The organism is Paenibacillus puerhi, from assembly GCF_009846885.1.
In the GTDB taxonomy this organism is placed as follows: Bacteria; Bacillota; Bacilli; order Paenibacillales; family NBRC-103111; genus Paenibacillus_G; species Paenibacillus_G puerhi.
On record NZ_WUWM01000007.1, the window covers coordinates 98,868 to 116,472 of the forward strand.

At 51.6% G+C, this 17,605-nt stretch carries 16 protein-coding genes, 1 pseudogene and 1 riboswitch; of the genes and pseudogenes, 4 read left to right on the forward strand and 13 right to left on the reverse strand.

The annotated features are described in order from the left end of the window. Positions 1-132 precede the first annotated feature (132 nt). A riboswitch (SAM riboswitch) is annotated at positions 133-299 on the reverse strand. A gap of 445 nt (positions 300-744) precedes the next feature. Beyond that, on the forward strand, positions 745-1,680 hold the full coding sequence (gene corA, locus GSF01_RS07910; protein ID WP_159882637.1) for a magnesium/cobalt transporter CorA: 936 nt from the start codon (positions 745-747) through the stop codon (positions 1,678-1,680). A gap of 131 nt (positions 1,681-1,811) precedes the next feature. Here corA and GSF01_RS07915 read toward each other — a convergent pair whose 3' ends face one another. After that, a complete protein-coding gene (locus GSF01_RS07915; RefSeq protein ID WP_159882638.1) occupies positions 1,812-2,825 on the reverse strand; it encodes an HRDC domain-containing protein in 1,014 nt (337 codons plus the stop codon). 254 nt (positions 2,826-3,079) lie between these two features. Between GSF01_RS07915 and GSF01_RS07920 the strand changes: the two genes are divergently transcribed. Then, entirely contained in the window at positions 3,080-3,376 is a 297-nt protein-coding gene (locus tag GSF01_RS07920) for a hypothetical protein (protein ID WP_159882639.1), read from the forward strand. Positions 3,377-3,431: 55 nt separating this feature from the next. Here GSF01_RS07920 and GSF01_RS07925 read toward each other — a convergent pair. Both GSF01_RS07925 and ilvD read right to left on the reverse strand, forming a co-directional pair. Beyond that, positions 3,432-4,279: pseudogene (locus GSF01_RS07925) on the reverse strand (Rpn family recombination-promoting nuclease/putative transposase). Between the two features lie 176 nt (positions 4,280-4,455). Next, the gene (ilvD, locus tag GSF01_RS07930; protein WP_159882640.1) at positions 4,456-6,141 is read right to left on the reverse strand and encodes a dihydroxy-acid dehydratase; all 1,686 of its coding nucleotides are present in this window, start codon (positions 6,139-6,141) and stop codon (positions 4,456-4,458) included. A 254-nt stretch (positions 6,142-6,395) separates the two neighbouring features. On the opposite strand from ilvD, the gene GSF01_RS07935 reads away from it, so the two are divergent. Then, positions 6,396-6,689, forward strand: coding sequence for a DUF3055 domain-containing protein (locus GSF01_RS07935; RefSeq protein WP_159882641.1), 294 nt, complete (start codon positions 6,396-6,398; stop codon positions 6,687-6,689). A gap of 149 nt (positions 6,690-6,838) precedes the next feature. Here GSF01_RS07935 and GSF01_RS07940 read toward each other — a convergent pair whose 3' ends face one another. Continuing rightward, positions 6,839-7,156 carry a cupin domain-containing protein gene (locus GSF01_RS07940; protein WP_159882642.1) on the reverse strand — a complete coding sequence of 106 codons (318 nt, stop codon included), beginning with the start codon at positions 7,154-7,156 and terminating at the stop codon, positions 6,839-6,841. A gap of 126 nt (positions 7,157-7,282) precedes the next feature. Beyond that, entirely contained in the window at positions 7,283-7,795 is a 513-nt protein-coding gene (locus GSF01_RS07945; RefSeq protein WP_159882643.1) for an acyl-CoA thioesterase, read from the reverse strand. 261 nt (positions 7,796-8,056) lie between these two features. Between GSF01_RS07945 and GSF01_RS07950 the strand changes: the two genes are divergently transcribed. Then, positions 8,057-8,269, forward strand: coding sequence for a hypothetical protein (locus tag GSF01_RS07950; protein ID WP_159882644.1), 213 nt, complete (start codon positions 8,057-8,059; stop codon positions 8,267-8,269). 20 nt (positions 8,270-8,289) lie between these two features. On the opposite strand, the gene GSF01_RS07955 is transcribed toward GSF01_RS07950, so the two are convergent. From GSF01_RS07955 to GSF01_RS07990, 8 genes are all read right to left on the reverse strand, one after another. Then, entirely contained in the window at positions 8,290-9,462 is a 1,173-nt protein-coding gene (locus GSF01_RS07955; protein ID WP_159882645.1) for a bis-aminopropyl spermidine synthase family protein, read from the reverse strand. Positions 9,463-9,908: 446 nt separating this feature from the next. Further along, positions 9,909-11,366, reverse strand: a complete 1,458-nt coding sequence (locus tag GSF01_RS07960) for a glycoside hydrolase family 32 protein (protein WP_159882646.1) — start codon at positions 11,364-11,366, stop codon at positions 9,909-9,911. 20 nt (positions 11,367-11,386) lie between these two features. Next, complete coding sequence (locus tag GSF01_RS07965; RefSeq protein ID WP_159882647.1) at positions 11,387-12,214, reverse strand: carbohydrate ABC transporter permease; 828 nt, start codon at positions 12,212-12,214, stop codon at positions 11,387-11,389. Then, positions 12,214-13,098, reverse strand: coding sequence for a carbohydrate ABC transporter permease (locus tag GSF01_RS07970; protein WP_159882648.1), 885 nt, complete (start codon positions 13,096-13,098; stop codon positions 12,214-12,216). Before GSF01_RS07970 ends, GSF01_RS07965 begins: the two co-directional genes overlap by 1 nt. A 127-nt stretch (positions 13,099-13,225) precedes the next feature. After that, positions 13,226-14,545 carry an ABC transporter substrate-binding protein gene (locus tag GSF01_RS07975; RefSeq protein WP_407945751.1) on the reverse strand — a complete coding sequence of 440 codons (1,320 nt, stop codon included), beginning with the start codon at positions 14,543-14,545 and terminating at the stop codon, positions 13,226-13,228. 152 nt (positions 14,546-14,697) lie between these two features. Then, complete coding sequence (locus GSF01_RS07980; RefSeq protein ID WP_159882650.1) at positions 14,698-15,672, reverse strand: LacI family DNA-binding transcriptional regulator; 975 nt, start codon at positions 15,670-15,672, stop codon at positions 14,698-14,700. 85 nt (positions 15,673-15,757) lie between these two features. Next, the gene (locus GSF01_RS07985; RefSeq protein WP_235941357.1) at positions 15,758-16,555 is read right to left on the reverse strand and encodes a spermidine synthase; all 798 of its coding nucleotides are present in this window, start codon (positions 16,553-16,555) and stop codon (positions 15,758-15,760) included. A 46-nt stretch (positions 16,556-16,601) separates the two neighbouring features. After that, a complete protein-coding gene (locus tag GSF01_RS07990; protein ID WP_159882651.1) occupies positions 16,602-17,519 on the reverse strand; it encodes a 5'-3' exonuclease in 918 nt (305 codons plus the stop codon). Between the last annotated feature and the right edge of the window lie 86 nt (positions 17,520-17,605).

The window sequence follows — 17,605 nt, forward strand, 5'->3', positions numbered from 1 at the left end:
ACTCCTTTTCTTCTTAGGATTCGAATGTTCTCGCACTCTGTGCTGGAGACTGCCCCTCGCCTGCAGTTGAGCAAACGAAAAAGACCTTCTTCGCACGCACGAGAGAAAGGCCTTTGTATAATACATCGTCCTCTCTCATCTGTCAGAGTCTTCCGGGGAATGAAGCATTCCCATAAAGGCTCCGCAAGAATTAGCACCGTGCATAGCTTGACTGCCAGCCGGTGGTGCTGACTGTTCGCCAAGACATGTCGGTTGCCGGGTATCATCGGGCTAGTCCCTCAACCTGCTCTTGATAAGAGTGTGAAACCGAATCTATTCAGTTGGGTTTGGTTAAAGCTTATCGTACTACCTACTGTAATCGAAAAAAACCGTTGCGTCAAGCGGAATCATGCACCAAGTACAGGCTTCCTCCATAGCATAGTATACGGGGATTTTCTCATACAAAGTGATTGTATTCTCATTTTTGAAGGGGTATACTAGACAAGTATTCGACAAACTTCTGCCTAAAGGGGTGCAGCTTTCGAATGGACGGAGACCCGATAAGTCGTTCCAATCATTCAATACAACAATTGAATACTTCGATCGGAACCCGGCTGCTATCCGCCTGTTTTCTGCCCGCCTGACGCTTGCTGGCGTCGAAAGAATCCTCGGAATTCGCCTCTAGATACAGCGGACTGCAGCATTCGGATGTAACAGCTGCGCAGCCGCGCGTTCCGCTCGGATAAACACGGAGGGGTGGAACCTATGAAGGCACGCTTGGTTCAAGATGGAATTTTTACGCTTGTAGACGATATTGCACAGACCGTGGAGGCTCCTCAACACGGTTTTTATTGGATTGACGCCGAGCCGGAGGATCTGGAGCTGCTTCAGCCCCTGTTTCATCTCCATGAGCTCGCTGTAGAAGATGTGCTGACCGAGGAGGAACAGCGGCCGAAGATCGAGCTGTACGATACCCACTATTTTATCGTAGTCAACAGCATTCGGTTTGATGACGAAGAAATTTTTCTTCGCGCGCTCAACATCTTTCTCGGCAAGCATTACATTATCACGATCACCAGACAGAAGATAAACGAGATTCGTGCGTTAAAGCCTGTTCTATGGGAAGAGGAAGTAACGGCCCCCGATCAGTTTCTTTATCACTTGATGGACCTGATCGTGGATAATTATACGATAGTCGGCGACCGGATCGAGGCCAAGATCGAGAAGCTCGAAGAGGATATTTTGATGCACACCAAGAAATCTCATCTGAATGAGATCATCGGGCTGCGCAGCGAAATTTTGTGGCTGAAGAAGGTGCTCGTTCCCCAGAAGGAAGTACTTAATACTCTGAATAAGAAAGACCTGAAGCTAATCAGCGAACCGCTGCGTAAATATTTTGGCGATATCTTTGAAAACGCCGTGAAAATCTCCGAAACCTTTGACACGTTCCGCGATTTGATGGGCAACTTGCGCGAAGCGTACCAGTCGAGTCTGGCCAGCCGTGCGAATGAAATTATGCGTGTGTTTACCGCTTTGACGACAATCTTCATGCCGCTTACCTTTATTACCGGTATCTACGGAATGAATTTCGATTATATTCCGGGGCTGCACTGGCAGTATGGCGGGATGATCGCCGTTATTACGATGGTTTGCCTAGGACTGTTTATGTTGTTATTCTTCCGCAAAAAAGACTGGCTCTGAGCCAGTCTTTTTTGTGCTGCCTGAAGAGGTTCCGCTGTTCAAAAGGGGGCTCCTGCGGTAATCCGCTACCGGCAGCGTCCCAAGAGAGCAGTCAATGATAGCTCGACAGACATGCAGCTATTGGCGTGCTCTCAGCTTGCCTCCTCGTTCTGGCGGCTTCGGGCTTCCTGCCGGAACTTTAATCTCAGTAAGCGCAGCCATTCGTATGCAAGCTCCGTTTCCTTCGGCGTCAGGCTGTCCGGTCTGCTAATCTTCTGTAAAATCGGCTTCAGGTACCGGTCGCCTTGCTGTTCAAAGGCCTGCCATGCCAGCTCGCGCTCTGCGGACGGAACGCGCTCAAGAGCCAGGTCGATATAAGGGGCCAGATCGTATCCTTCCCGGTCCAGCTCTTCGACCCAGCCGACCAGCACGCGGCGCTGCACCTGCAACGTCGCCTGCAGCTCATCCAGCATTTCCCCCCGGGCAACGGCCTCCAGCAGCTTTCGCTTATTTTCAAGCTTGTCCGATTCCGCCTTACGCTTGCGTTCCTTCTCCTCCAGCAGCCAGCCATTAATTTCCGCCGGATGGACCTGCTCCGCGACCCAATCCAGCGGGAAGGCCGTGCTTCGTTCAACCTGGACGGTAAGGGCGAGAATTTCCTTAGCAAACTTTTCGGCTCTTGACTTGCCCATCCCCGGAAGCTGGCGCAGCTCTTCTTCCGTATGGGGGATGAACGCGCTGATCATCTTGAGAAGCCGATTCGTCGCGACGATAAAAGGAGCCTTGCCCTCCTGCGCCGCTTGTTTGAGTCTCCATTGTCTCAGCGCTTCATACAGCACTTCATCGGCATTCCGCTCGCTGTAATAGTTCAGCAGTTGGGTATGAGCCGTCCGCTCGTCAAGAGTATCCAGTTCACTGACACGAACCTCCAGCAGAGGCTTGTATCCGTCACATTGCTTAGCGAAAACTTGTTCCCGGAACGTCTTCAGCATCTCCTCCCATTGAAGCCCCTCATACCAAGTTTCCTGAAGGCTTGTTCCATCCTCCTGGGCTTCACTCCACATGACATACCATACCCCGAGCTCCTCTCCTACGGAAACCTGTCCGGTCCGAACGCTCCCAGACTCCTCCACCTTCTCCATGCTGTTTAAAAACATCAGATTCATTCCAAAACCCTCCCTATGAGCTGAATTTGGCATCAAACGCAAAAAAGACACCGCTCTTCCCGCTAAGGGAAAAGAGGTGCCTCCTCTATAGATTGCGTTTGAAATTATTCCCATAATACCATAAACCAACTTGAAGCGTCAATCTGATCCAATGACTTGCCCTTATCTTCAATTTCTGATGGATAAACCTGAGCCTACTCGGTTACATTAACAAAAATAATCCATGCAAGAATAAGGGAAGGGGATTCGTACAAATGACAGATTCCGATCGCGCAAATGAAGGCTTCGTTGAGGAAGCACCTGAGCGAAAATATACAGACTTTGAAACGGTGGAATCCGCCCGCAACGATCTGACTGCCGAGGAATTTCCCGAGGGACCTTACGGAAGCGACCTCTTGACCGAATCTTTGGGCAAAAGCAGTCCATGGCGAGCGGATCAAAGGTCTCAGAACCGCTTCTCCTACGAGAATCGCCAGCTTCACGCCGGCTTGCCGCGGGATTATCCCGGCGATCATCGTATGCATGACTCCAGCGAGGAAGACGAAGGCTAGACTCCTTATAGAGTTCCGCTCCGCTTCGGAAGCGGACTCTATCTCCAAACACCCATTACGACAATGGGCGCAGGGAACGAATTTCCGCCTCCGTCAATCCCGTGGCTTTGGCAATCGTCTGGATGTCGATACCCATAGATAGCAAATTAATAGCGGTTTCTGCTTTGCCTTGCGCCTTTCCTTCTTCCCTCCCTTCCTCTCTTGCCCCTTCCATCCGGGAAACCTCGTCACGCAAAGCTTTCATCCGTGCCTGATAAGCTAGTCTTGTCGCTTCATCCTGACTTAAAAATTCCAGCGTATCCATCGCTTTCTTCAGCATCGGCTCATTCACCTGCAACGCCTCCCAGCTCAGTTTGTCAACTCCCTTTAGAAAAAGCAGCCAGTTTACCAAGCCGCCTCCGACCGGCACCCGCTGCTCTTGAAGCTTGGTCAGCTCCAAAACGTGCACCTCGATATCGTCAATTAACGGAATTAGCGTATGATCTTCCCGCAAATGAAACACACTATGATAACGGTCATGTGGCAAGCATGAATAATTAAGGATATTAATTGTTACGCATTTTTTCAAGAGGTTATAGTTATCGCCCTTCCGAATCTGGTGATAATACATCTCGCTCCAGTAGAATAGCGTACGCTTCTCCATATTATACGGATTAAACAGCTGCATCTCGATATTAATCAGCTTGCCTGTCGTTGTTCGAGCCTTGATATCAAGTATCGATTGCTTTTCCTCCGGCTATCCCGGTCCGTGAACGTGTTGACCAGTATAATTTCGGTCAGTGGAGGCTCTCCCGCTTCCAGAAAGGTGCTGTTGAGAAAAGCAAGAAGTACATCCTTATTGCTCTCGCTGCCAAAAATACGCTTGAACACAAAATCTACTCTGGGGTCGAGCAATTCATTCATCCAACGCTCACTCCGTTTCATTCATTATACCACGCATCTGTGCTTTCATACACGTAGGATGGGATGCAAGCTGTCTAACTACTAAGTGTAGTATACAGGAACATATGTTCCTAAATCAAATAAAAAAAGCCGCTTCGGGTTCTAAATCCCGAAACGGCTTTAAAGTGAAATCCTATCTAAACTTTCATAACGCCGCCTGTGCTGGCAGAAGTAACAAGCTTGGAGTAGCGGGCCAAGTAGCCCGTCTTTACCTTCGGCTCGAAGCCTTTCCAGTTGGCTTTGCGTTTTTCCATTTCTTCATCGCTGATTTCCAGTTGAATGGTGCGGTTTTTGAGATCCAGCTCAATGATATCGCCATCCTCGACGAATGCGATCGGACCGCCCTCAGCCGCTTCCGGCGAAATATGGCCGATGCTGATGCCGCGGGATGCGCCTGAGAAACGACCGTCGGTAATCAGACCGACTTTTGCGCCAAGCCCCATTCCGACAATTTGGGATGTCGGAGCGAGCATTTCCGGCATACCCGGTCCGCCCTTCGGACCTTCGTAGCGTATGACGACGACATGACCTTCTTTGACTTTACCGTTCGCGATACCTTCGAGCGCCGTTTCCTGCGAATCGAAGCAGATCGCAGGCCCTCTGTGGTATCCGCCGACCGACTTATCTACTGCGCCGACCTTGATGATCGAGCCGTTAGGAGCCAGGTTGCCGAACAATACGGCGAGGCCGCCTTCTTCAGAATGCGGATTGTCGAGCGGACGAATAACGTCTGTGTTCAAAATCTCGCAGCCCGCCACATTTTCAGCCAGCGTTTTCGCAGTTACCGTGATACGAGTGCCATCGATAGCGCCCGGCTTTTTCAGCAGCTCGTTGAGGATCGCGCTTACGCCGCCGGCATTGTGCACATCCTCGATGTGATAATCAGAGGCCGGTGCAATTTTAGCAAGATGCGGAACGCGCTTAGCCACTTCGTTGATCCGCTCGATCGGGTATTCGAAGCCTGCTTCATGCGCTAAAGCGAGCGTATGCAGCACGGTGTTGGTCGAACCGCCCATCGCCATGTCCAGCGCGAACGCATTGTCGATCGCCTCGATCGTCACGATATCGCGAGGCTTGATGTCCAGCTTGATCAATTCCATCAGCTGTGTCGCAGAACGCTTAACAAACTCTCTCCGTTCCGGAGCGACAGCCAGAATCGTGCCGTTGCCCGGCAGTGCCAAGCCAAGACCTTCAGCCAGACAGTTCATCGAGTTGGCTGTGAACATACCCGAACAGGAACCGCAAGTCGGACATCCGTACTGCTCCAGCTCCTGCAGACCCTTCTCGTCGATTTTACCCGCTTGAAAAGCGCCTACGCCTTCGAATACGGAAGACAGCGAGATCGAACGGCCATCGCTTGTTTTACCGGCCTTCATCGGGCCCCCGCTGACGAACAGCGTTGGAATATTGACGCGCAGCGCGCCCATCATCATGCCCGGGGTGATCTTGTCGCAGTTCGGGATACAAACCATGCCGTCGAACCAATGCGCGGAGACCACCGTCTCCAGCGAGTCTGCGATAATCTCGCGGCTGGGCAGCGAGTAGCGCATACCAATGTGCCCCATCGCGATGCCATCGTCGACGCCGATGGTATTAAACTCGAACGGAACGCCGCCCGCTTCGCGAATGGCCTCCTTAACCAGCTTGCCGAACTCCTGCAGGTGGACGTGACCCGGTACGATATCGATATAAGAGTTGCAAACCGCTATAAACGGCTTATCGAAATCTTCTTCCTTGACTCCTGCGGCACGCAGCAAGCTGCGGTGCGGTGCGCGGTCGAAGCCTTTTTTGATCATATCACTTCTCATCTTTGTCTTGGCCATCTCGGGTGTTAGCCTCCGTTTCTATCCATCGCTTCCGATCAGGTTGCCTCCCGTTCCTGGTAGACTCCGATCGGTTGACTATTAAATTTGCTCTATCGATTGTACCATGTTTCGTCCCAAATGGGAACGAACGGCTGAGCGGAAAATCAGACCGCTGACAGATTTCCCGGAGCCTTTTGCCGCCTCGCGCTCAAATCTGGTATAATGCGTGTGACTGTGGATCGATGGATAAAAGAAAGCGGTGGACATCTGATATGACGGAATTCGATTATTTATATGACGGCACGGAAGAAACCAAGACGCGCTTCGTTTGCTTCGTAGGCGATACGATGCGGCGCTTTGATCTCGCCATTACGACGACGAACCGGTTCTACGGCAAGAAGCTCGTCACGGATATGCAGAGCGGCCGAACGGCGGTACTCGGCCCCGACGATCTCGAAGCCGAAGGGTATCTGGAGCATGCTTATAAACTGACCGAGGAAGAAGCCGCCGAATTGGGCGAGTTTCTTAGCGCGATTCTTGGTCCGGTACATTTTACGGATCTATAGGTTTTTCTAGCCGAAGCCGACACGACAACCGTCACCGGACGGACATGTCATCGCCAATAACCGTCTCATCGCGTACCCGGATGTTCCGGGCACCATGAGACGGTTTATTCGCATGCCGGTTATTTCGAACGCTCAACGCGCGCCCTCAGCTACCTTTTCACTAAATCCTCACGTACCGGCGTAAAGGAGTCCAGCAGCTTGCTCGGTGAAAGCGCCCGACAGCCATGCATGGCTCCGCTTGGGATATAAATCGTTTCACCGGCCGCGATCGTCTGCTTCTCACCATCCACGGTAAATTCGAGCTTGCCCTCCAGACAATAAGAAAGCTGCTCATGGGGATGGCTGTGCTGGTAACCCTCGGCCCCTTCCTCGAAATGAACCTCCATCATCATGATCCCTGCTCCGGGCTCGAATATTTTACGCTTCACTCCAGGTTCAGCATTTTCCCATACATTGATATTGCTCATCTTGGCACACGCCTTTCGCTCTAGGGTAGCTGCGCCTCGCATGGCGCGGTCGCTTCCATTATATCGAAAACTCCGCAGCCTGTCGCAGTGGATTCTTCAGATGAGGTATGGTTTTTTTCGGCTGGGCTACTCCCACGCGAACCGCGTCGTCAGCACATCGGCGAACTTCTTGCTCTGCTCTCTCCGCTGCCTGCGCATCTCGGCGCGGTGCTCCGCCGTCTCATGCAGTCGAATTTCCTCGGCCGTCTCGGGCACGACTCTGGGCACCTTCACCGGATGGTTCTGCTCGTCCAGCGCGACGAAGGTCAGGAACGAAGTGGCGGCGATATCCCGCTCACCGGTGCGCAGATCCTCCTTGATCACCTTAACGAATACCTCCATAGAGCTTCTACCCGTCCACGTGACGAAGGATTCGAAGCACACGGAATCCGTAGGGCGGATCGGCGTCAGGAAGTCGACGGAATCGGTAGAAGCCGTTACGACGCTGCACCGGCAGTGCTTGTAGGCGGCGATGGACGCAATATCGTCGATATAGGCCATCAGCTTGCCTCCGAACAGCGTATTGTGATTGTTCACATCGGTAGGAAATACCCGGTTTGTTTTGTAACATCGGGTTTCTTTGACATAGCGTTGCTCCATAACGGCAGGCTCCTCCTCGGGATGCTCAGGCTTGGCAAGATTTTTGCCCATCCGGCCTCAAGACCGGCGGCTTGTGTGCCCACATTATACATCGCGTCCTTCCTTCCAGGCTAGAAGCAAATCGCTGTCTGTCTGCCGCATCGCCTCTTGGTCCCCCCCTCTGCCGCCTTCTATATTGCTACCGGCCGCTCCATCAGGTACACTTCTTAACGAAGGGGACATGTACGCTTGTTCACCCGCCTACAAAGGAGTTGGAACCGAGTGGCCCAAAATCGACGCCTGCTCACCGATCAGGATTTTCAGGAAGCGGCTGACCGCCAGAGACCTATCCGCGTATTCAAGGACGACCATGTCGTCGATTTCGGCGGAATTATCGTCCGTTTTACCGAGGAGACGGTCGTGATTCAGACGGGCGTCAGCGACTTGACCTATCATTCGCGCACAGCCTGTGAATTTTTCGAGACGCGCAAGTAACGTCTATGAGACCTGGCCCTCTAGGGGTCAGGCCTCTTCGTTTCCACCCTATCGAACGTTCGGCTCCCGCAGCTGCTGCAGCCCTGGTTTTTGAGCTGTTCAATGGTTTGGACATCACCCTGTGCACCTACAAAGACCGTATCACCGCATTGTTTGCAGCAGTACGTGCGCAGCGTTTGTCTCACTTCGCCCGTATACAAGGCATCTGTGAAAATACCGGCGCACTCCGGGGCTGTCTGGTCTGTCGTACGCAGGAGGAACATCTGGCTCCGGTTAGCAATCATCTCCGCGCCTTCATAGGTGTTAAATCGCGGATAATTGGCACAGACCGTCAGCCCCATGCGAATGAAATCACGCTGTATATCCAGCATAAACTCAGGTGATTTATGGGCAAAAGACAGGAAGATCGGCAGCCCTTTCTTGGTTTTCAGTGCGCGAATGCCTCGTGAGACAAAAAGGTTCATTCCAGATAGCGTATATGGCGGATCGGTATAGAAGCAATCATAGCTTGCATGCAATGCAGCCGGCAGCGGCTGGCGCAAATCATGTCTATAGAACCGAATAGGGAGCTTTTCGCGCTCGGCGATCCCCCCGATAAACGCCAGGAACCGCTCGTCAATATCCACTACATCAATGGTCGTCCCGGTATGCCCGCCCTCTGGAAACAAGCGCTTCATGAGAAGGGCTATGGAAACGCTGACCAGATCGTCGTCGCCAACGCACAGGATCCGCTTGCCGATAAGCGCATGCTGCCTCAGTCCAAGTATCGCGCGGCGCAAGCTGGTCTCGGCCGTACATTGAGACTGATCGATCCGAACATCCGCCTGGGGACGAAGCGAAAAATAATGCTTCAAATCCGACAGCACATTCTTAAGCTCGCAGATCCAATCCTTATCGTCGTCCATGAGCGTTTGATGCAGCGGCTTATTTAACGCGTGGTAGCCCCATTCCTCCTCAATCCATCTTGTTCCTTCTGCTGTGCATCGTACTCCGCGGTCCTGTCTGATAGCTCCGGTCTTGATCAATTCCCTCTTAATCGCAGCGGCTACCGGAATAGGGAGCAGCGCCTTGCGCGCCAGCTCCTTCGTAGATATGCCAGGGTGTAAGTAACATTCGAGCAGCAGCTGTTCGATGGCAGCCGTGCCTTCATTCAGACGAACATGCCTGCTTGCTTGGTCGATAAAATGGTTCATCCTATCCCTCCGTGTGCTTTGATGGCAATAAAAAAAGGACAGAGAATGAACATACGTCATTCCCTGCCCTTTAATATCGCGACCTAAAAAGAACCCAAATAAACAAAAATCCGCGCTGAAAACAGCACGGATGTGGGCGCAAATATAGGCATCCCCTTTAGGCTTGGTTGATATCCGTTGTTCTTAACTAATTCCGAGACTTCCAAACGCCCATAACAAATAACCCTTGCCAAAACGGCAATCGGCTCAAGCGATCAGAAACTCAAGTATGGAATTTGATTAGTTAAGAACGAACCCCGACATTAAACTCTCTCCTTAGTATGGAAGATCGCTCCTATAATAACCTAAACCATCAGCACAAGTCAACATTTTCCATCCGCCATCCTCATCTCGTGAAGGAACAAGCTATTGACCTTTGCCATCCTCGCTCCTCGTAGTTTCAGCCTTCACTCCGCCAGAAGATCCCACTTGTGCAGCGACTCCAGCCGGCATTCGCCTACCGAATACACCTGGATCCCTAACGATGCCAATCCCGGATAGATTCGTGCCGTCATTACTTTCTCTCCGTCCTGCAGGAACACTTCCACCGAGCTCTTATCCACAAAAACCCGTAGGGCCAGTCTTCCCTGCCGGAGCTCCACCTTCGTTCTGCGTTCGCCCTTAGGTCCAATACCGGAGCGATCCCGGTTGAGACGGAACAACCGCTCCGCCGGATGGTAAGCGAGCTCTGTCTCCTCTTCTCCTCCGACGCGAAGCTTCAACCCGAACTCAACGGCCTCCTTTGCTTCAAAAACAGCCTGTAGCTCATAGCTGTCACCGGTGATCGGGAGATCCAGGACTCCGTCAAGACGAAGCTCCGAGGCTTCATAGCCGTTTACCCGGTACTGTTCTAGCTCCTCCACGGGCTGGAACCGAAGCCGCTCGCCCTCAAGCAGCACCTCACGAGGCAGCGTCATCGCACCTGCCCATCCGTGGCCCTGCTGCGTAGGCATCTCGGATTCCCACATGTCCATCCATCCGATCATGATTCGGCGGCCCTTGCTGTCCAGCGTTGTTTGCGGCGCATAGAAGTCGAAGCCGTAATCGATCGGATGATAGCTGTCGTAATCGAATACCCCCGTCTCTTCATTCCATTGTCCGACCATGTAAGTGGTTGAATGCAGATTCCGGTAATTGTCCCCTTGCGCCGGAACCCTTTGCGGAGACATCACCAGGACGGCTCTACCGTCTAGAGAAAACAAGTCCGGGCATTCCCAGTTGTCACCCAAATCCCCATGACTTTCCGCCGCTATATTGACGAATTCCCAGTGCAGCAAATCTGTCGAACGATACAGCAAAATTTGTCCGTTTCCTTGCTCGTCATTCGAGCCAAGCACCGTATAGAAGCGGCCTCCGTGCTCGAATACCTTCGGATCGCGGAAGTCCATTTTGCTGGATCCGGCTGGAATCTGATCCGTTCCAATGACAGGATTCTGCGGCGCCTTGGCAAACCGCACGCCATCCTCCGAAACGGCGATTGCTTGAGTCTGGATATAATTAACCTCCGGCACGATAACCACATGGCCGGTATACATCAGATACAGCTTGCCGTCCTTTTCGATTGCACTGCCTGAGAAGCAGCCGCCGCTATCATAGCTTTCATCCGGCGCCAGTGCAATCGGGAGGTACTCCCATTGAATAAGATCCCGACTAATAGCATGTCCCCAATGCATGGGCCCCCATCTGGAGTCGTAGGGATAATGCTGATAGAACAAATGATACTGTCCCTGAAATTCGATAAACCCGTTCGGATCGTTCATCCACCCGTACTCCGCCATCAGATGATAGGTAAGCCGGAAATCAGGTACCAGATTCACTTGGTTTTTCTGAATGTATTGGTCCGCTTGCTCTTTGGTATAATTCACGTAGGCACTTCCTTTACAAGCTATTTGATGGAGCCCTGCATGACCCCTTGAATAATATATTTTTGTGCAAAAAGATAAACCAGCATAACCGGCAGGATTGTTAACAGCAAGCCTGCCATAAGCGGACCGTAGTCCACGGAATAAGATCCATAGAAATAGTAGGTAGATAAGGGAAGCGTCCTTGTTCCCTTCTCGATTAATACGAGGAAAGGCAGAAGGAAGTCGTTCCATATCCATAAGACATTAAGGATCGCGATCGTCACGGTGGTCGGCATTAAGACGGGCAGTACGATGCGGAAGAAAGATTGCAGCCGAGTACAGCCGTCCATCATAGCTGCTTCCTCCAGCTCTGTAGGAATGCCTTTAATAAATCCATGGTAGATAAACACCGCCAGTGGGCTGCCGAAGCCAAGGTACATATAGATGAGTGCGGCTTTGCTGCTTAGCATCCCCAAGGAGCCGTATATTTTTACCAGCGGAATCATAAGCGCCTGGAACGGAATGATCATCGAAGCGACCATGAGAAAAAACGTGATCTGATTAGACTTCGTCTGATTACGAACGAAATAATGCGCAGTCATAGCGGCACACACGGCAATCAGAAGCACACTGCACACCGTAATGATGAATGAATTCATAAAGCTATCGATATAATTCATCTTTTCGAACGCCTTGACAAAATTGGCGGTAGTCCATGATTCAGGGAGCGCTAAAGGATCGGAGGTAATCTCCTTGTTTGCTTTGAATGCATTATTTATGAGCATCAGGAAGGGCCCGACAAATAGCAGCAGGATAACAGATAGAATGGATAGCTTGAGCCATTGAAGGGGTTGTCTCGTCGGGAACATTAGGCCTCCACCTCCATCTTCTTACTGAAATACACTTGAAGCAGAGTAATGGCGGCAACCATGAGGAAGAGTACGAGCGCCTCGGCCTGACCGACCCCATAGTCTCTGGATAGAAATGCCTTCCCATACACATGCATGGAGACGAGCTCTGTGCTCTTAAATGGGCCTCCCTTGGTCAAGGTCAAATTAAGATCATATGCCATAAAGCCCCGCTGCAGGGATAAAAACACACATACGATAAACGATGGGACCATGAGCGGCAGTACCATACGGCGCATACGTCTCCACCCCGAAGCTCCGTCGATGCTCGCAGCCTCAAGGATCTCCTTCGGCACATTCATCAGCCCGGCGATATAGATGACCATCATATAGCCGGCATATTGCCATACCGTAACAATCACAAGGGCCCATAGAGCCTGATCAGGCGTAGACAGCCAAGAACCCTGAAGGAAGGGAATGGCCCATTCCTTTCCCAGCTTTACCAGTACATGGTTAAACACGAATTGCCAGATGAAACCTAGTACGATCCCTCCTACCAGATTCGGAAGAAAGAACCCGGCACGAAACAGATGACTCCCCCGAATACCGCTTGTGAGCACATACGCCATGGCAAAAGCAACCGTATTGATGAGTACCACAGAAAAAAACACATATTTCAGCGTAAGCAGAAAGGATCTCCAAAATTCCTTATCCCTGAACACTGCTACATAGTTATCGAAGGCAACAAAGGTCTGCGTGGTAGAGATGCCGTCCCAGTTTGTGAATGTTAAATAAATTCCATATAGAAACGGAGCTACGACTACCGTCACAAAAGCCAAAAGCGTCGGACCGGTGAACAATAGACGGGTCCGGAGTCTGGCCCAGCTCCCTTTTTCCGCGATCATGTCAAATCCCTCTCTTCTTACGTATCCATAAATGGGAGCAGTAACAGATCAGCGCTTGCTTGCGCTCATCCGTTACGGCCCCCGTCAAATACGAACCGTCATTGCTCGCACTATCTTGATCGTCAGGTTACTTAACCGCTTTCCAGTAATCCTCAATTTCCTTGGCCAGCGCTGAGCGATCGCCGGTTTTACTTAAATACTTCTGCATAGCCGCCCCCGCCTTAGCCCAATGATCTGCAGGCAGTGTAGTCATGCCGACAACCATCTGGCCTTTTGCCATGTAGTCCTTGATCGACTTCGCAAGCGGATCCTGCGGCTCCAAGGTAACCGTCTTGAATGCAGGGATAATATTCGCCTTGTTCACCAGGAAGTCCTGACCATTCTTCTCATATACAAGCCACTCCAGGAACTTCTTGGCAGCGTCCTGCTGCTCAGGCGTGCTGCGCTCCTTGTCCACGACAAGACGCTTCGTGACCGCTGTGGCAATTTGCGAATTGCCATAATCGTTGGCATTGTTGCTAATCGGAACCGGAAGGAACCCGTATTGTCCGTTGGCCGTATCAAAGCCCTTAATGTTCGGCCAAGCCCAGTTCCCCATGAACCAGAGGCCGACCTCGCCCTTCGCTACAGCTTCTGCCCCCTTCTCATAAGGAGGCGTTAATGGGCTTGCCTTTTCCTTGTTGTATTTCATCATGATATCGAAGGTATCGATAAGCCCATTAAAGATGGTATTGTTAGACAGCTTGACATGGCCTGCGCGAAGATCGGCAATGAACTTCTCCACCTGAGCATAATCCTTCGACTGATCGGCATACAGGAAGTTGAGATAGTGAGCACCGAGCGACCAATCCATAGGGGAGATGTGAAGCGCCCCTTTTCCGGAGGCTTCGATCTGCTTGAACAGGCTCTCCAGATCGTCTCTTGTCTTTATCGATGCCGGATCGAAGCTGCCTCCTACAGCTTTATCAAGCACCTGCTTGTTGTAGATGAAGGCAAAGCCTTCCACAGCGAAAGGAAAATCCAGGACTTTGCCGTCCTCTTTCGTCAAACTGTTATCAATTGCATCGGCAACCCATTTCTCCTTGGATAAGTCCAGAATGCGGTCCTTAAACTTCGTCACATCGGACGGATCAAGCATCGTGATGGTCGGCGGATTGCCTGAAGCATACAGCGTAGATGCTCGTTCGAATGGAGAATTTCCGGCAGCGGTGGTAAGGATTTCAACGGAAATGCCAGGATTATCTTTCTTAAAGGTGTTCGCTGCCTCCTCCAACTGCTCTTGAATTTCACCCTTCGAGTTTAACAGTGTAATCTCGACAGCCTTGCTGGCAGCAGCGCCGCCTTCACTACCTTTGGACACGGTTCCTTTATCTTGGCTGCATGCTGTTGCCGTGACAGCCAGTGAAAGTGCCAGTGCAATGGAAGTTAACTTACGTTTCATTCGAATCCATCCCCTCAGGATAATTAAATCGCTTTCATGTGTCGTATTATATATGTTAAAGGTTTGACATGTCAATCGTTTGACATATGTTTTTTCAGAAGAAAAAAGTGAGCTCGGAAATCAATTCGCTCCGGGCTCACTCTCTTTTTCATATATCCTTACGTGGTTTCCCGCTCTATCAGCTCAACGGGTAACATCCTTGCAGGCTCCACCGCCTCTTCTTCCGCTTGCTTTCTAATCGATTCGACGGCCAGACGAGCCATTTCCTTGAGTGGTTGTCTCACAGTCGTAAGCGCCGGAGTGAACCAACTGGCATTGTTGACGTCATCATACCCCACAACCCGAACATCCTCCGGAATTCTACGCCCCAGCTTGCGGCAAACCTTGACCACAAAAGCAGCAATAATGTCACTCGTTGCAAAAACACCATCAACATCCGCATGATCCGCAAATAGTCGGTTAACGTACGCTTCATATTGATTCTGGTCGAATACGTTCATATCCGTTTCTATGATCACATGCTCGATCCCGTGTTTGTGTACTTCATGCCGAAACGCATCCGTCCGCCGGTTCGCAAGCAGCTGGAGCTGAAGATTCCCGCAAATATGGGCGATCTTCCTGCAGCCCTTATCGATGAGCAGACGCGTAGCCAGCCGTCCTCCTTCATAGTTATCGGAGCATACGTAGGGAATATGCTCATCGATCTGCCTATCGAACGTGACAATTCCCTTCAAATTACTATAAACATCCACTTCCAACGTATGGCTGCCCATAATAATGCCGTCTACCCGATTCCGCTTCATCATGTCAATATAATCCCGTTCCTTGACCGGATCAAGCTGAGAGTTGCACAGCAGCACCTTGCTTCCTAGCTCATAAGCATAATATTCAATATGACTCGTCAGCTCGCTGAAGAACGGATGGGCCACATCCGGGACAATCAGTCCGATCAGGTTAGACTGCTTGCGAAGCAGCGAACGTGCAATTTCGTTGGGCTGATAGTTCAGCGCCTCCATGCAGGAATACACCTTGCGTCGTGTATCCTCGCTAATATAGCCTCGGTTATTCAGAACTCTGGAAACTGTGGTTACCGAGACCCCCGCCATCGCCGCTACATCATGAATCGTCGCCATAAGGTCTCCCTCTTAAGAACATTTATAGGAATACTATACCTCATTTGTCACCACTTAAACAAAAAGGGCTGAGCGGAAACCTCGCTCAACCCCTGCAAGCTCCATATTTCTTTTCTACCATAAAGGAATTATCCCTGATCACATATCCCGGCATGAGCTCGGTTTCTATGAAGCCCGCCATATGACGGGCTTGGTAACCGATCGGCCGATCGCTTCCCATGAGCAGGATATTTTGCATATCGCGGGATCCTTCCGCAGGCAGGACAAACGATTGGGTGTAGGCGTACACTTCACCGATCGTCGTATGAATGGCTTGCACCCGCTTGTCAAGCACGCCTTTGCCCATCAGGTTCATGATGATAGCGCCGCCCGAACCCAGCTTGTCCCGGGTTGTTAGAAAAAATTCCCTAGAGGATAGATGCGCCGGGGTCCCCTGTTCGGTAAAAGCATCGACGATAAGATAATCATAGGCTTGGGAGGGTTCCTTCTCCAGAAGCCGGCGACCGTCGCCAATCCGTACATTGTCCTGGGCATAACCGAACCATTCCCTGCTTAATTCCACTATCTTCTGGTCAATCTCCGCCACCTTGCACCGTTTCTCCTCCAAATAGCCGGCCAGCGTCCCTATCCCGTGCCCGATGATGAATACATCTTCGAAGGAGGGGTCGTTAAACTCCATCAAGTGGATGATAGCCCTCGGGTATTCAAACAGGATACGCTCCGGATGGCCGACATCCATCGCACCCTGGACAGCCCCGTCAGCGAACTGCAGAACCCGGAAGCTTCCCCTCTCGCCGTATAACTCCTCCGTATCGTACACCGTAACTTCACGGGTCTGGCTGGTTTCCTTGTATCGTACGTACAAGTCATTCGTCTCCTTTATTGGTCGAAAGGGCATCGCTGGCCGATTCATCACCGTTCGGAGTTCTCTACGATACGGCCGTCAGCCGCTCGATATCCTTAACCAGGCTGTTGAACTCCAGCTCGGTGAATTTCTCATGAATCTTCCGGTAGTCGGGACTCCACACACAGTCCTCGATGGCGCAATCGACCGGCGCCTCGCAATGAATGGTCGCCAGCTCGCGGCATAGATGCAGCATCTCCAGATCGGCCTCGATCTTCGCCTTGACCGACTTGGTAAGCAGCCCCAGGTTGGCGATAATCCCGTCGATGGAGCCGTGCTCCAGCAAAAGCTTGACCGCCGTCTTCTCGCCGATTCCCTTCACGCCCGGGTAGTTGTCGCTGGTGTCGCCGATCAACCCTTTCAGATCGATGAACTGGAGAGCGGTCAGCTGCTTCTCGGCCAGCAGCAGGGCCGGGTCATATACGGCGTAGTTCGAAGCGCCTTTTTTCATAATGATGACCTTGACGCGTTCCGTTACCAGCTGCAGCATGTCATGGTCGCCGGTCAGCACATGCACATCCATATCGGCCCCGAACTTGCGGGAAAGCGTTCCGATACAGTCGTCCGCCTCGTAGCCGGCGATCCCTACGTTCGGGATGCCGAAGCTGGCGACCACGTCCTTCACCAGATCGAATTGCGGAATGAGCTCAAGCGGCGCCTCCGGCCGGTTAGCCTTATAGTTCGTAAACTTCTCCGTACGGAAGGTCTTGCTTCCCATATCCCAGCAGCAGATCACATGCGTCGGCTTGAAGGTCTTGATGGCGTCCAGCAAATATTTCACGAAGCCGAACACGGCATTGGTCGGAAGTCCGTCACGGGTCTTGCGGATATAGCCCCCGTACGAGTTGGCGTAAAATCCGCGGAACAGCAGGGCCATCCCATCGACAAGCAGTACATTGTTAGAGCCTCTTGCCTCTGTGGCAGTCGTTGCAAATGCTTCCATATCGGTTATCGCTCCATTGGTTTTTATCCCAGTATACCATAGCTTGCCCATGGGCTCGACCTTCGAGGACAACATCCAGGCATTGT

Bases quoted from the DNA above. Each gene is read 5' to 3' on its own strand.
- corA (WP_159882637.1), top strand. From the start codon at position 745: ATGAAGGCACGCTTGGTTCAAGATGGAATTTTTACGCTTGTAGACGAT.
- GSF01_RS07915 (WP_159882638.1), bottom strand. From the start codon at position 2,825: ATGAATCTGATGTTTTTAAACAGCATGGAGAAGGTGGAGGAGTCTGGG.
- GSF01_RS07920 (WP_159882639.1), top strand. From the start codon at position 3,080: ATGACAGATTCCGATCGCGCAAATGAAGGCTTCGTTGAGGAAGCACCT.
- ilvD (WP_159882640.1), bottom strand. From the start codon at position 6,141: ATGGCCAAGACAAAGATGAGAAGTGATATGATCAAAAAAGGCTTCGAC.
- GSF01_RS07935 (WP_159882641.1), top strand. From the start codon at position 6,396: ATGACGGAATTCGATTATTTATATGACGGCACGGAAGAAACCAAGACG.
- GSF01_RS07940 (WP_159882642.1), bottom strand. From the start codon at position 7,156: ATGAGCAATATCAATGTATGGGAAAATGCTGAACCTGGAGTGAAGCGT.
- GSF01_RS07945 (WP_159882643.1), bottom strand. From the start codon at position 7,795: ATGGAGCAACGCTATGTCAAAGAAACCCGATGTTACAAAACAAACCGG.
- GSF01_RS07955 (WP_159882645.1), bottom strand. From the start codon at position 9,462: ATGAACCATTTTATCGACCAAGCAAGCAGGCATGTTCGTCTGAATGAA.
- GSF01_RS07965 (WP_159882647.1), bottom strand. From the start codon at position 12,214: ATGTTCCCGACGAGACAACCCCTTCAATGGCTCAAGCTATCCATTCTA.
- GSF01_RS07970 (WP_159882648.1), bottom strand. From the start codon at position 13,098: ATGATCGCGGAAAAAGGGAGCTGGGCCAGACTCCGGACCCGTCTATTG.
- GSF01_RS07980 (WP_159882650.1), bottom strand. From the start codon at position 15,672: ATGGCGACGATTCATGATGTAGCGGCGATGGCGGGGGTCTCGGTAACC.
- GSF01_RS07990 (WP_159882651.1), bottom strand. From the start codon at position 17,519: ATGGAAGCATTTGCAACGACTGCCACAGAGGCAAGAGGCTCTAACAAT.